The organism is Variovorax sp. J31P179, assembly GCF_030316985.1.
GTDB lineage: Bacteria > Pseudomonadota > Gammaproteobacteria > Burkholderiales > Burkholderiaceae_C > Variovorax > Variovorax ginsengisoli_B.
The window spans coordinates 591,756-604,479 of sequence record NZ_JASZYL010000003.1; the positions used below are offsets into that span (position 1 = coordinate 591,756).

Genomic DNA, 12,724 nt, shown 5'->3' on the forward strand with positions numbered 1-12,724 from the left:
GTTGTCAGGTGCCGACGATACCGCCATCGCGCCGTCGCACGACGACGGTGGCCGAACGCGGCCGCGCGCTGCCGGGCAGCGTGCCATCGGGCCAGGCGCTGTTCGGCGAGCCGCTGCCGTCGGCGCGTGTTTCGCCCGGATGCTGGATGTTGACGAACAGGCTGCGGCAGTCCGGGGTCAGCACGCAGCCGGTGATCTCGCAGCCGCCCGGGCCGACCAGGAAACGCTTGATTCGGCCGCTGGTCGGATCGGCGCAGAGCATCTGGTTGTTGCCCAGGGCGGCCATCGGTCCCTTGCCGATGGCACTGCCGCTCATGTCGGTCTGGATCCAGAGCAGGCCGGCGCTGTCGAAATGCAGGCCGTCGGGGCAGCCGAAGGCATCGGCTTCGGCGTTCGGATAGCGCGCGCCGGACCCCGGCACCGCGGGGTCGCCGGCCAGCACGAAGTGGTCCCAGGCGAAGCCGTTGCTGGCTGCGTCGCCCGCGTCTTCACGCCAGCGCAGGATGCCGCCGAAGATGTTGCCGGCCCGCGGGTTGGCGGCGTCGACCGGCGGCATGCCCGGCTGTCCGCGCAGGCTGTTGTGGGTCAGCGCGACATGGACCGCGCCGCTCGCCGGATCGACCGCGATCCATTCGGGCCGGTCCATCCGGGTCGCGCCCACGATGTCGGCCGCCTGCCGCGCATGGATCAGCACCTCGGCCTGGCTGGCGAAACCGCTGGCGGCGTCGATCCCGCCGTGGCCGTGCCGCAGCGCGAGCCATTGCCCGCGGCCGTCGGCGTCGAAGCGCGCCACGTGCAGCGTACCCTCGTCGAGCAGGTCGCGGTTGGCTGCGCGCGCCGCCGCGTCATTGCCGGGCCGGACCTTGTCCCGGCTGACGAACTTGTAGACGTATTCGAAGTTCGAGTCGTCCCCCATGTAGATCGCGAGCCGGCCGTCCCGGGTCAGCGTGCAGGTCGCGCTTTCCTGGTGCTTGCGGCCGAGCGCCGTGCGCTTGACCGGCATGGACGCGGGATCGAAGGGGTCGATCTCGACCACCCAGCCGAAGCGGTTCGATTCGTTCGGGTGCTTTGCGATGTCGAAGCGCTCGTCGACGCGCCAGTAGTCGACCCAGGCGCCGGCGCCCAGCCCGTAGCGGCGCTGTGCGGGTGTCGGCGATATCTTCGGGGCGCCGAAATAGACATGGAAATTCTCTTCACAAGTGAGGTAGGTGCCCCAGGGCGTGACACCCATCGCGCAATTGGCGAAGGTCCCGGCGACCCGCTCGCCGGCCGGGTCGCCGGCGGTGCGCATCAGCGGGCTGCCGCTCGCCGGGCCCGCGATGCGGATCGGCGTCTGGCCATGGATGCGCCTGGCGAAGCGCGAGGGCAGCACCTGGCGCCAGCCGGCCGGCGTCAGCGCGATCTCGATCACCGACACGCCCATCGCATGCAATGATTTCTGCGCCTTGTCGGCGGTCATGGGCCTGGCGCCGTCGGGATGCAGCAGCTGCTCGTCGGTGTACTCGTGGTTCATCACCAGCAGGCCGCGATCGGCGCTGCCGTCGAGCGGCAGGAAATGCATGCCGTCGTGATGCATGCCAGCCTGCACCGCCTGGTCGGCGGCGCTGTTCGAGGCGTCCGGCGCAAAGGCCGGCATCGCGCCGGCGATGCCGGTTGGACTGCCCCAGGGATAGAGCACCTGCGCCTCGTAGCCGGGCGGCACCGTGACCGCGTCGCGCAAGGTGGCCGGCACCGCGCTGAAGCCGAGGCGGTCGGCACCGGCGGGCCGCGCGCGCGTCTCGCCCATCAGGGCGACGACCGCGACGGTGGCTGCGGATCGGAGGAACTGGCGGCGGGCAAGCGGCAAGGCGGGAGCTTTCTCTTTGTTGACTGGGCGACATCGCCATCATCGCCGAGCATCGATACTCGCTCCCACCGAACACCAGGAGACACCGTGAACGATCGCATCGAATCCATCCGCCACGCCGACGGCGTGGTCGAACTCCACATGACGCGCGCCGACAAGATGAATGCGCTCGATCCGGCGATGTTCGACGCCTTGATCGAGGCCGGCGAGCGCCTGCGCGACGCGCCGGACGTGCGTGCGGTGGTGTTGACCGGTCGCGGCAAGGCCTTCTGCGCCGGCCTCGACATGAAGTCCTTCGAGCGCATGGGGGAGGGCGCCGCTTCCTCCGTGATCGGCGAAGGCGCCGCCAGCGCCGACATCATGGTGCGCACCCACGGCATCGCCAATGCGGCGCAGCAGGTGGCGATGGTCTGGCGTCAGGTGCCCGTGCCGGTCATCGCCGCGGTGCATGGCGTGGCCTTCGGCGGCGGTTTCCAGGTGGCGCTCGGCGCCGACGTGCGGCTGGTCGCGCCGGACACGAAGATGTCGGTGATGGAGATCAAGTGGGGGCTGGTGCCCGACATGGGCGGCATCGTCCTGATGCGGGAACTGGCGCGCGACGACGTGGTGCGCGAGCTGACGTTCACCGGGCGCATCTTTTCCGGCGAGGAAGCGCTGGCCCTCGGATTCGCGACCCGCCTGGCGGCCGATCCACTGGCCGAGGCGCTGGCGATGGCGCACGGGATCGCGCAGAAAAGCCCCGACGCGATCCGCGCCGGCAAGCGGCTGCTCAATGCGGCGATGGCGGCCGGCGCGGCCGAACTTCTGCTGGCCGAGTCGCTCGAGCAGAAGGCGTTGATCGGCAGTCCCAACCAGACCGAGGCGGTGCGCGCCAATGTCGAGCGGCGGTCGCCGCTTTTCAGCGACGTTCAGCCGGCGGGCTGAACGCTCAGTCGCTCCTGAAGCGAAGCCATTCGTCCACCGGCGCGCGGTCGCTCACCAGGGCGTTGACGGCATGGGCCGGATCGCGGTGGCCGATCGCCATGCCGCAGAACAGCATGCGCTCGGGCGGCAGTTCGATCGCGGCGGCAACGGTCGCCGGGTAGATCGCCCAGCACTCCTGGGCGCAGCTGTCGAGGCCCTCGCCGCGCAGCAGCAGCATCACGGTCTGCAGGTACATGCCCAGGTCCGACCACTGCGGCGGGCCCATGCTGCGATCAACCGAGCAGAACAGCGCCATCGGGGCACCGAAGAAATCGAAGTTGCGCGAGAACCAGCGCCGTCGCGCCGCCTTGTCCTCGCGCGGAATGCCCAGGCGCGCGTACATCGCCTCGCCGACCTGGAAGCGCCGGTCGCGCCAGGGCGCACGCAGCGCAGCGGGGTAGATGTCGTAGTCGGTCGGCTCGGGTTCGCCGCCCTGGGCCAGCCGCTCGCGCATGGTGGCCCGCAGCGCCGCCAGTGCGCCGCCCGCCAGGACGTCGATGTGCCAGGGCTGGAGGTTGCCGCCCGATGCCGCGCGCGCGGCCAGGGTCAGCACCCGGCGGATGGTGTCGCTGTCGACCGGGGTCGGCAGGAAGGCCCGGATGGACTGGCGGCTGGTGACGGCTTCCTGGATCTGCATGGCGCTGTGCTTGAAGTGGGTCGGGCGAGTTTAAGCAGCCGGCCGGGGCGCACGCGGCATACTGTGGCCGTGGCCATGTACCTACTTCATCGTTTGGCAGCCGAAGAGCTGCCCGTCGCCGTCGCTGGCGGCGCTGACATCGACGCCTTGCGCGTGCTCAGCATGGCCGGGCATGTGAAGGCGGCGATTCCCAAGCCGATGCGCACGCTGGACGGCTATGCGCAGCCGCCGGCAATGGTCAACGAGATCACCTCGCTCGGCCGCACCATGCTGAGGCGCTTCCCGATGCGCTAGCGACGCGACACGGCCGCGTCTCGCAAAAAAAACGGCCCGCTGGAAGCGGGCCGTTTTTCGTGGTGCTTGCCGATGGGCAGGCTCTGCCGGTCAGGGCACGTTGGCCGTCTTGATCTGGAACGGCTTGCCCGGGTAGGCCATGGCGCCGGCGTACTCGATCGCCACGTTGCCGGTCGGCGTCACCGGGCAGCTGGTCGTGGTCGGGCAGGCCTTGCCGTCGGCGAAGACGACCGGGCCGTAGCGGTAGTTGCGCAGTGCCCTGCCGGCGTAGTCGGCCACGCTCACCACGTAGCCCATGGTGGCGAAGTTGTCCGCGTCCTCGACCGCGATCGGGTCGGCCAGGCGCGTGTCCTGCAAGGTGCGCACGATGCTGCCGCTGTTGTTGCCGTTGTTCGAGAAGCGCACCCACGAGACCTTGCGGTCAGTGCGCGAATTCACCAGCACCTGCGTCTGCGTGTTGCCGCTCGGCTCGCCCTTGGAGAGGGCGATCGAGGTCGGGTTGCGGCCGATGCCCGTGACCGAGCCGACCTCCGTCAGGGCGTTCGCCGCCGGTGCCGGAGGCGAAGCGCCGTTGGCGTAGCCGTCCAGGCTGTAGATGTGCAGCGTGCCGTCCTGCGTCGCGACCCAGGCCCGGCTCGCGCCACCGAACGCGCTGGTCTTCACCGCGGTGGGCCGCTGCGTCAGCGACACCGTCTTCACCACTGTCGGCACCTGCGAAGGCTGCTGCGTGAAGGTGTAGGGCCACTGGTTGTCGGCCTGCCCCAGGCTCGCCATGCGTGCGTTGAAGGTCGCCTGGTCGCCGCCGAAGTAGACGCTGTTGACGTAGGTGAACAGCGGTTTCAGGTCGATGAAAGCCACCTTCTGCTCCGACTTGGAGATCACCACTGCCACCCCGCCCTTGGCGTAGCGGCCGTAGTTGGCGCCGCCGCTCAGGAAGCTCTGCCGATTGCTCTGGCTGGTCAGCGGCGTCTGCCAGGCGATCCCGCGGCCGTTGATGTCCAGCGTGAGCCATTGGTCCAGGCCGGTCGTGACCGCGATCTCGGTCGGCGCCGCCATGCCGGGCAGGTCGACGTAGCCCAGGATCTTCATGAAGGCGATGTTGCCCACGTTGAACAGGCCCGGGTAGGCGGCGCCCCACTCGTACCAGTAGTTGACGGTGGTCGAGGGCGAGTACGGATCACAGCCAGGGCACAGGCCGGCCAGCGCGACCACCGCGACCTGGCCCTTGAGGGCGGTCGTGTCCCACACCGTCACCAGCGCGAATTCGCTGTCGTTGGTCATGGCGATGCCGGTCGGCACCTTGTTCGCAGGCAGTTTGACGGTCGTCGGGGTGCTCGCGGTGTTCGAGCCGGCGGTGCCGATCACGCCGTTCTGGTAAGCCACCAGGCTCTGGTTGCAGAAGCCGGTCTGGCCGCTGCAGCGGCCCATCGCCACGGGATCGCCGGTGACGACGCCGGCCTTCTTGTAGCTCGCGGCAGTGAAGCTGTCCATGAGGCCGGCGGCCGTCCCGCCCACGGTCCAGCTGAGCTGGGGCGTCTGGGCGAAGGTGTTGTACTGGTAGCCCGTTATCTGCAGATCGGTGACGCCCATGCGCTGCGACGGATCGTCGGCGACATAGGTGAGGTTGGCCGAGCTGGTGGAATAGAGGCCGGCATCGGCCGTCGGCGCACCACCGATCTGCCAGGTGCCGGCCAGGGTGCCGCGGCCCGGGATGTTGAGGGGATTGGCCGGATCATGGGCGTACAGCGTAGGAATGCCGGTGTTGTCGACGGCAGCGACCCCGGCGGCGGGGCCGTAGCGATAGGCGATGCCGGCATCCTTGCTCATCTGGGCCGCCATGGCCCGATAGGACGTGGCGATGACGTTCATCGACGAATCCACGACGTCGCCCGAGATGGGGGCGGGTGCTGGTGCCGGAGCAGGTGCCGGAGCCGGAGCCGGAGCGGGAGCCGGAGCGGGAGCCGGAGCCGGCGTTCCTGCCGTCAACGATTCGCAGACACGGGGCGCGGCAACGCCAGGCTCACCGAAGATTGTTGCACCGCAATAGACGGGCTGGTTCCCGGGCACGGGACTGATAGACCAGTTCGTTCCCTTGCCGAAGCGCACGATCGCGTTGGTCGGCAGCGTGAAAACCTGGCCCTCGTTCGCGACGAAAGTCGCGACTTGGCCTGCCGGAGCCGGAGCCGGGGCCGGGGCCGGGGCCGGGGCCGGAGCCGGAGCCGGAGCCGGAGCCGGAGCCGCCGGTGCCGGTGCCGGTGCCGGTGCGGGTGCCGGAGCCGGAGCCGGCGTTCCTGCCGTCAACGATTCGCAGACACGGGGCGAGGCAACGCCAGGCTCACCAAAGATTGTTGCACCGCAATAGACGGGCTGGTTCCCTGGCACGGGACTGATAGACCAGTTCGTTCCCTTGCCGAAGCGCACGATCGCGTTGGTCGGCAGCGTGAAAACTTGGCCCTCGTTCGCGACGAATGTCGCGACTTGGCCTGCTGGAGCCGGGGCTGGGGCCGGAGCCGGAGCCGGAGCCGGAGCCGGCGTTCCTGCCGTCAACGTTTCGCAGACACGGGGCGCGGCAACGCCAGGCTCACCGAAAATTGTTGCGCCGCAATAGACGGGCTGGTTCCCGGGCACGGGACTGATAGACCAGTTCGTTCCCTTGCCGAAGCGCACGATCGAGTCGGTCGGCACTGTGAAGACCTCGCCCTCGTTGGCGACGTGGGCCGACACCTGGCCGGCCGGAGCCGGGTAGGCGGCGACCGTGACCGCAGCAAGTACGGCACCCTGTTTGCCGGTCGGCGTGGCCACCGAAGCGCTCGCATCGGCGATCAACGTGCCGGTTCCATCCACAGTGGATGCGGACTCGACTTTGTCGATCCCGCCCGGCGCGGCGACACCCAGTCCACCGCTGCTACCCCCACCCCCACAACCTGCCAATGTCCCCGCTGCGATAAGAAGCAGTAGAGAACTTTTATCTAATGTTTTCAACAAAAAGACCTCGAAATTAAGACGAATGCCGGTTTGTACGTGGGAAGGGTCCTACGCGGCAAGTATTCTTTCAATTCTTTTCGTTATGTGTATTAACTGCTTGGGCGCTGTTACAACCGTATTGGCCAGTGACGATTTCGGCGACAACTGCCTGTTATCCGCCGGAAAATGCATGTAAGCGCAGGCAACATTCTGTCAACTGATTTCATCATGCGGGATTAATAGATTCGTATTCAGCCTACAGCGAATTGAGGCCCCGTCCGCCGCGCTATTACAGGCACTCCTAACACAATTCGCGGACGCGAGAAGCCGTCGGGTCGGCTCTCGCGCCAACTGTGAATAGGAGAGTCTTCGATGAGCAAGAGGTGGATCAGCGGCCTGGCAGCGGCGAGTTGCGTTCTTGGGCTGATCGCGTGCACGGAGCGGGCCGGAGATTCGACAGGCAAGCGCGCGGACACCGTCGGTCAAGCGGAGAAGGCGGCGGCCGCCGCGGGCAACAAGGCGGCCGAAATGGCAGAGTTGGCGCGCGACAAGACCCGCGCCTTCATCACCTCGCCGGAGGTCAGGCAGGACGCCGCGGCGGTCGGAAGCGCGATCAAGAACGCCGGCAACGCAGCCGTGGGCACCGTCGACGACGCCGCCATCACCGCATCGGTGACCCGGGCCCTGGCCAAGGATCCGGCGCTGAACGCGGGCCGGATCGAGGTCGAGACCCGCGCTGGCGTCGTGCATCTGGCGGGCCACGCCCCCAGTGCGGCCGCCAAGGCGCGGGCGGGCGAACTGGCCGGCGGCGTGCAGGGCGTGAGCGCGGTCGACAACGCGCTCGAAGTCCAGGCCCTGTGATTCAGTCCCAGGCCGGCGCGAGGCCCTCGGGACTGGTCAGCCGGCCGTTGCGGTCCAGCGCGGCGATCCGCGCCATCTCGGATTCGCTGAGGCGCAGTTCGCGCGCCAGCAAGTTGCTTTCCAGGTTGGCGCGCCGGGTCGACGACGGGATCACCGAGTACCCCAATTGCATGGCCCAGGCCAGCGTGACCTGGGCCGGAGTCGCCTGCCGCGCCGCCGCGATTTCGCCTATCACCGGGTCCTTCAGCACCGCGCCGTAGCCCAGCGTCATGTAGGACGTGATCGGGATGCCCTGCCCGAGGGCGAAAGCCACCGCCTTGCGGTTCTGCAGGTAGGGATGCAACTCGATCTGGTGGGTCGCGATCTCGCTGGCGCCGACCGCCGCGATGGCTTGCCGCATCAGTTCGATATTGAAGTTCGACACGCCGATCTGCTTCGCGAGGCCCTGCGCCTTGGCGTCAGCCAGTGCGCCCATGAACTCGGCCACCGGCACGGCACCTCCGGGCGACGGCCAATGGATCAGCACCAGGTCCGCGCGGTCGGTGCGCAGCTTGGCAAGGCTGTCCTTCAGGCTCGGGACCAGCTTGTCGGCCGCGTAGTTGTCGGTCCAGATCTTGGTGGTCAGGAACAGCGCGTCGCGCGCCACGCCGCTGGCGGCGATGGCTTGCCCGACCTCGGCCTCGTTGCCGTAGATCTGGGCCGTGTCGATGGCACGGTAGCCGAGTTCCAGGCCGGTCGCGACCGAATCGATGGCGGACTGGCCCTGCAGGCGGAAGGTGCCGAGGCCGAAGAGAGGGAGTGTGTGGATCATGAGGTGGTCCTTGGTTGACGGAAATCGAGGGAGGGCGTGGCCGGGCGGGCGCGGTCGAGCCGACCGCTCCAGGCCGTGAGCGTCAGCGCGACCAGCACCACCAGCGCGCCGATCCAGCCCGTATGGACCAGTCCCAGGTGCGTGACCACCAGGCCACCGGCCCAGGCAGCGCCGGCGATGCCGAGGTTGAAGGCCGCGATGTTGAGGCCCGAGGCGACGTCCACCGCCTCCGGCGCGTGGCGCTCGGCTTGCTGCACCACGTAGACCTGCAGGCCGGGCACGTTGCCGAAGGCCACGGCACCCCACATCAGCACGGTGGCGAGGGCGAGCCACTTGTGCGGCGCCGTGAAGCTCAGCGTCAGCAGCACCGCCGCCAGCAGGGCGAAGATGATCTTGAGCGCCGGCACCGGCCCCAGCCGGTCGGCCAGCTTGCCGCCCCACAGGTTCCCGGCGGCCACTGAGAGCCCATACACCAGCATCACGCCGCCGACGGCGCCGGGGCTGAAGCCCGACACCTCGGTGAGGATCGGTGCCAGGAAGGTGAAGGGAATGAACGAGCCCCCGTAGCCGATCGCGGTCTTGGCATAGACCAGCAGCAGGCGCGGCTCGGCCAGCACGCGGAGTTGCTGCCCCAGCGAGGCGGGCGGCCGGTGGCGGATGTCGTTCGGTACGAACAGCGCGCTGCCGATGAAGGCGATCACGCCGAGCGCAGAGACGGCGAGAAAGGTCTCGCGCCAGCCGAAGTGCTGGCCGATGAAAGTGCCCAGCGGCACGCCGGTGACCAGCGCCACCGTCAGGCCGGTGAACATGATGGCGATCGCGCTGGCGGCCTTTTCCTTCGGCACCAGGCCGGTGGCGATGGTCGAGCCGATCGAGAAGAACACGCCGTGGGCGAGCCCGGTCAGGATGCGCGCGGCGATCAGCGTCTCGTAGCCCGGCGCCTTCCAGGCCAGCAGGTTGCCGAGCGTGAAGAGCGCCATCAGGCCGAGCAGCAAGGCCTTGCGCGGCAGCTTGCCGGTCAGCGCGGTGAGCACCGGCGCGCCAATGGCGACACCCAGCGCGTAGAGGCTGACCAGCAGCCCGGCGGAGGGCAGGCCGATCTGAAGGTCGGCCGCGATGGTGGGGATCAGGCCGACGATCACGAATTCGGTCGTCCCGATGGCGAAGGCGCTGATCGTCAGCGCCAGCAAAGCAATGGGCATGAATGCACTCCTTGGAATCAGAGGTGCGAGTGTGGCGGCTTGACCTTTGCAGAATAAGAGGGTTGGAAGCACAATTTATTTGACTTGAAATCAACAATAGGAAAACTGTGAAAACCACTGTCGAGGAGTTGCAGGCCTTTGTCGCGGTGGTCGATGGCGGCTCCATCACCGCGGCTGCCGACCAGCTTGGCCAGACGGTCTCGGGCATCAGCCGCGCGCTCGGCCGGCTCGAGCGCAAGCTGGCCACCACGCTGCTGCGCCGGACCACGCGCCGGCTCGAACTCACCGAGGAGGGGCGGGCCTTCCTGGCGCGGGCGCGGGCGATCCTGATCGCGATCGACGAGGCCGAGGAGCAGATGGCGGCGCGGCGCCAGCAGCCCGCCGGGCGGCTGCGGGTCAATGCGGCGTCGCCGTTCATGCTGCATGCCATCGTGCCGCTGGTGCCGGCGTTCCGCATGGCCTATCCGCAGATCGAGCTCGAACTCGACAGCGACGAACTCAACATCGACCTGCTTGAGCGTCGCACCGACATCGCGATCCGCATCGGCGCGCTGCGTGATTCGACGCTGCATGCGCGCCCGCTCGCCACCAGCCGGCTGCGGGTGCTGGCGAGCCCGAACTACATCGCCGAGCACGGCCGACCGAAGAACGTGGGGGGGCTCGCCCGCCACACGCTGCTGGGCTTCACGCAGCCCGAGTCGCTCAACCGCTGGCCGCTGCGCGGGCCGCATGGCGACGAATGGCCGATCACGCCGGCGCTCACGGCATCGAGCGGCGAGACGCTGCGCCAACTCGCGCTCGCCGGGGCGGGCATCGTCTGCTTGGCCGACTTCATGACCGCGGCCGATTGCGCCCGGGGCGACCTGGTGCAACTGCTGGCGCGCGACACCGTCGAGGTGCGCCAGCCGATCAACGCGGTCTACTACCGCAACACGCAGCTGTCCGCGCGGATCACGTGCTTCCTCGACTTCGTCGGCGAGCGCCTGGGTTGAGGCGAAGGTTCTGGAAAACCCTGTATGAAAAAAAGTCAACCGTCTGAAAAAAGAACAATTCGAATGTTCTCTATTCAGTCGAAACGGTTGATTCTCCAGTGAAAATCCCTGAAAGGCGGGTGTCCCAGGCCTGGCATGAACTGTGCAAGTTCCAGTCATCGTTCTCAGGAGGCTTCGCCATGCATCCACGCCATCCCACCCACGCCGCCACGCCCGACCCGATTCTCGACGCCGACATCGCCGTCCTTCGGCTGTGCGACCGAACCACCAACCTGCTGCGCGTCAACGAACTCAACACGGTCCGCGACCTGGTCCGGCTGCCGGCCCGCAAGCTGTTCGCGCTCTCGCGGCTGGGCCGCAATTCGCTGCGCGAGATCGTCGACAGCGTCGACCGCCAGGGCCTGCGGCTGGCTGAATGAGCCGGCGACCCGGCGATCGCGGTCTCAGCGACCCTGGTTCAGGCGTTCGCGACCCTGTTCGGTCAGGAACTTGCCGCCTTGCCGGTCGCAGCCGACCAGCCCGTTCGACAGCAGGCGCTCCGACACGCTGATTGCCTCGGTCGGCGAGCGCCGCGTATGGGCCTCGTGCAGGGCTTGCAGCGTGCGCCATTGTTCGTCATTGAGCTGAATCTTCTTGACCAAGTAAAACCTCCGTCGACGCGCGGGAGTGTGGCGCAATCGGCGGCTTGCTTCCTCCCCACTACAGACGAGGCGCGAAGCTGGTAAAACCGCAGCCGACCTCGAATGAACCCAGCTTCTCACTCCCCCCCGTTGGCGCCCAGGCGCCCGATCCGTTTCGCGGCCACGCTGATCGTCCTGCGCGATGGCGCCGCCGGCCTCGAGGTGCTGATGCTGCGCCGCGCCGAGAAGGAGGGCGACCAGAACAGCGGCGCCAGCGTCTTCCCCGGTGGCGGTGTAGACCCCCAGGACCGCCTGCTCCATGGCTGTTGCGACGCGCTCGACGATGCCGCGGCGAGCCGCCGCCTGGCATTGCCGGCGGGAGGCCTCGATTTCTACGTGGCGGCGATCCGCGAGTGTTTCGAAGAGGCCGGCCTGCTGTTCGCCAGCGAGGCGGAGGGCCGCCCGGTCGCCCTCGACGTGCTCTCCGATGCCGAAGTCGCGGCGCTGCGGGCCACCACGGAGGAGGGCGCGGCCTCGCTGCGCGGGTTGTGCGCCGAGCGCGGCTGGCGACTGGCGGTCGATCGGCTGGCCTACTTCGCCCACTGGCTCACGCCGCCGGGCATGCCGCGGCGCTTCGACACCCGCTTCTTCGTCGCGCTGGCGCCGGACGGGCAGCAGGCCCGCCCTGACGGCCGCGAAACGGTCGAGCATTTCTGGTTGCGGCCGGTCGAGGCCCTCGATCCGGCCCGCGGGCTGCGGCTCATGAACGTGCAGCGCCGCGTGCTGCAGCAATTGGCGGCCTTCGGCAGTGCCGAGGCTTGCCTGGCGCACGCCCGCGGGTTGCCGCAGATCCCGCTGGTCATGCCGCGCCGTGCCTTGGCGGCGGACGGGCTGCGTGCCGTGAACCCGGACGAGCCCGCCTACGCCGAGATCGCCCGCATCGACCCGGAGGGCGAGGGCCACGGCCGCTGCGAACTGGAGGACGGCCTGGTCATGTCCCTGTCGCCGCGCGTGCTGCGGGTGACCGTGCGTCGTGCCGGCGTGCTGGTCAATGGCTATCTGGTCGGGGGCGCCCGCAACGAATGGGCGCTGATCGACGTCGACGGCGGCGACGAGCGGCATCGGGCCTTGCTGCTGTCGTCGGCGCCCGGGCCGGTGCGGTGGGTCCTGTCGGTGCAAGACATGCCGATCGCCCTGGGCGAGCGCATCGACCTCGGCGGCTGCGGGCTGCGGGTGCTGCGCCAGGGCTGGCTGCTGGAAGAAGAGCGGATGCTGTTCGCGGCCGAGGCGCCCTCGGCCCCGGCCCTGCCCGCCGGCGAGGTCGAGTGGCTGGCATTGCGCAGCGGCTTCCTGCTGCGCATCTGAGATGCTTGCGGGACAGATCAAGAAACTGCGCAGCGGTTTTTGCTCTGTCCTCAACTGACTGAAATGAAACGTCCTCACTTAAGTCGGAGTGACCTGCACGGCGTAGCCGATTTGCTGAAGTCGTCGGATGAGGCGGTTGGCAGTTTTGTGAGCGTCGGCGCGGTCGAAG

Annotated in this window: 12 protein-coding genes; 6 read left to right on the top strand and 6 right to left on the bottom strand. The window is 68.5% G+C overall.

Features of this window, described 5'->3' with window-relative positions:
* Positions 1 to 4: 4 nt before the first annotated feature.
* A complete protein-coding gene (locus tag QTI17_RS11020) occupies positions 5 to 1,846 on the bottom strand; it encodes a PhoX family protein (protein WP_286533085.1) in 1,842 nt (613 codons plus the stop codon).
* A gap of 87 nt (positions 1,847 to 1,933) precedes the next feature.
* Between QTI17_RS11020 and QTI17_RS11025 the strand changes: the two genes are divergently transcribed.
* Positions 1,934 to 2,770 carry a crotonase/enoyl-CoA hydratase family protein gene (locus tag QTI17_RS11025; protein ID WP_286533087.1) on the top strand — a complete coding sequence of 279 codons (837 nt, stop codon included), beginning with the start codon at positions 1,934 to 1,936 and terminating at the stop codon, positions 2,768 to 2,770.
* Between the two features lie 4 nt (positions 2,771 to 2,774).
* On the opposite strand, the gene QTI17_RS11030 is transcribed toward QTI17_RS11025, so the two are convergent.
* Entirely contained in the window at positions 2,775 to 3,446 is a 672-nt protein-coding gene (locus QTI17_RS11030; RefSeq protein ID WP_286533088.1) for a nitroreductase, read from the bottom strand.
* Positions 3,447 to 3,521: 75 nt separating this feature from the next.
* Here QTI17_RS11030 and QTI17_RS11035 point away from each other — a divergent pair, with 75 nt between their 5' ends.
* A complete protein-coding gene (locus QTI17_RS11035; RefSeq protein ID WP_286533089.1) occupies positions 3,522 to 3,740 on the top strand; it encodes a hypothetical protein in 219 nt (72 codons plus the stop codon).
* Positions 3,741 to 3,830: 90 nt separating this feature from the next.
* Here QTI17_RS11035 and QTI17_RS11040 read toward each other — a convergent pair whose 3' ends face one another.
* Positions 3,831 to 5,609, bottom strand: a complete 1,779-nt coding sequence (locus QTI17_RS11040; RefSeq protein WP_286533090.1) for a hypothetical protein — start codon at positions 5,607 to 5,609, stop codon at positions 3,831 to 3,833.
* 1,467 nt (positions 5,610 to 7,076) lie between these two features.
* On the opposite strand from QTI17_RS11040, the gene QTI17_RS11045 reads away from it, so the two are divergent.
* On the top strand, positions 7,077 to 7,565 hold the full coding sequence (locus tag QTI17_RS11045; protein WP_286533092.1) for a BON domain-containing protein: 489 nt from the start codon (positions 7,077 to 7,079) through the stop codon (positions 7,563 to 7,565).
* Position 7,566: 1 nt separating this feature from the next.
* On the opposite strand, the gene dkgB is transcribed toward QTI17_RS11045, so the two are convergent.
* Together dkgB and QTI17_RS11055 are read right to left on the bottom strand one after the other, a co-directional pair.
* Complete coding sequence (dkgB, locus tag QTI17_RS11050) at positions 7,567 to 8,376, bottom strand: 2,5-didehydrogluconate reductase DkgB (RefSeq protein WP_286533093.1); 810 nt, start codon at positions 8,374 to 8,376, stop codon at positions 7,567 to 7,569.
* Positions 8,373 to 9,578: an MFS transporter gene (locus QTI17_RS11055; RefSeq protein WP_286533094.1), complete on the bottom strand. Its 1,206-nt coding sequence runs from the start codon at positions 9,576 to 9,578 to the stop codon at positions 8,373 to 8,375. The genes dkgB and QTI17_RS11055 overlap by 4 nt, the downstream gene beginning before the upstream one ends.
* Before the next feature lie 107 nt (positions 9,579 to 9,685).
* On the opposite strand from QTI17_RS11055, the gene QTI17_RS11060 reads away from it, so the two are divergent.
* On the top strand, positions 9,686 to 10,570 hold the full coding sequence (locus QTI17_RS11060; protein WP_286533095.1) for a LysR substrate-binding domain-containing protein: 885 nt from the start codon (positions 9,686 to 9,688) through the stop codon (positions 10,568 to 10,570).
* Between the two features lie 179 nt (positions 10,571 to 10,749).
* The gene (locus tag QTI17_RS11065; protein ID WP_286533096.1) at positions 10,750 to 10,989 is read left to right on the top strand and encodes a DNA-directed RNA polymerase subunit alpha C-terminal domain-containing protein; all 240 of its coding nucleotides are present in this window, start codon (positions 10,750 to 10,752) and stop codon (positions 10,987 to 10,989) included.
* A gap of 24 nt (positions 10,990 to 11,013) precedes the next feature.
* Here QTI17_RS11065 and QTI17_RS11070 read toward each other — a convergent pair whose 3' ends face one another.
* Positions 11,014 to 11,211, bottom strand: coding sequence for a hypothetical protein (locus QTI17_RS11070; RefSeq protein WP_286523989.1), 198 nt, complete (start codon positions 11,209 to 11,211; stop codon positions 11,014 to 11,016).
* Positions 11,212 to 11,340: 129 nt separating this feature from the next.
* On the opposite strand from QTI17_RS11070, the gene QTI17_RS11075 reads away from it, so the two are divergent.
* Positions 11,341 to 12,555, top strand: a complete 1,215-nt coding sequence (locus tag QTI17_RS11075; protein WP_286533097.1) for an NUDIX hydrolase — start codon at positions 11,341 to 11,343, stop codon at positions 12,553 to 12,555.
* Positions 12,556 to 12,724: the final 169 nt, after the last annotated feature.

Bases quoted from the DNA above. Each gene is read 5' to 3' on its own strand.
- QTI17_RS11045 (WP_286533092.1), top strand. From the start codon at position 7,077: ATGAGCAAGAGGTGGATCAGCGGCCTGGCAGCGGCGAGTTGCGTTCTT.
- dkgB (WP_286533093.1), bottom strand. From the start codon at position 8,376: ATGATCCACACACTCCCTCTCTTCGGCCTCGGCACCTTCCGCCTGCAG.
- QTI17_RS11035 (WP_286533089.1), top strand. From the start codon at position 3,522: ATGTACCTACTTCATCGTTTGGCAGCCGAAGAGCTGCCCGTCGCCGTC.
- QTI17_RS11030 (WP_286533088.1), bottom strand. From the start codon at position 3,446: ATGCAGATCCAGGAAGCCGTCACCAGCCGCCAGTCCATCCGGGCCTTC.
- QTI17_RS11040 (WP_286533090.1), bottom strand. From the start codon at position 5,609: ATGAACGTCATCGCCACGTCCTATCGGGCCATGGCGGCCCAGATGAGC.
- QTI17_RS11055 (WP_286533094.1), bottom strand. From the start codon at position 9,578: ATGCCCATTGCTTTGCTGGCGCTGACGATCAGCGCCTTCGCCATCGGG.
- QTI17_RS11065 (WP_286533096.1), top strand. From the start codon at position 10,750: ATGCATCCACGCCATCCCACCCACGCCGCCACGCCCGACCCGATTCTC.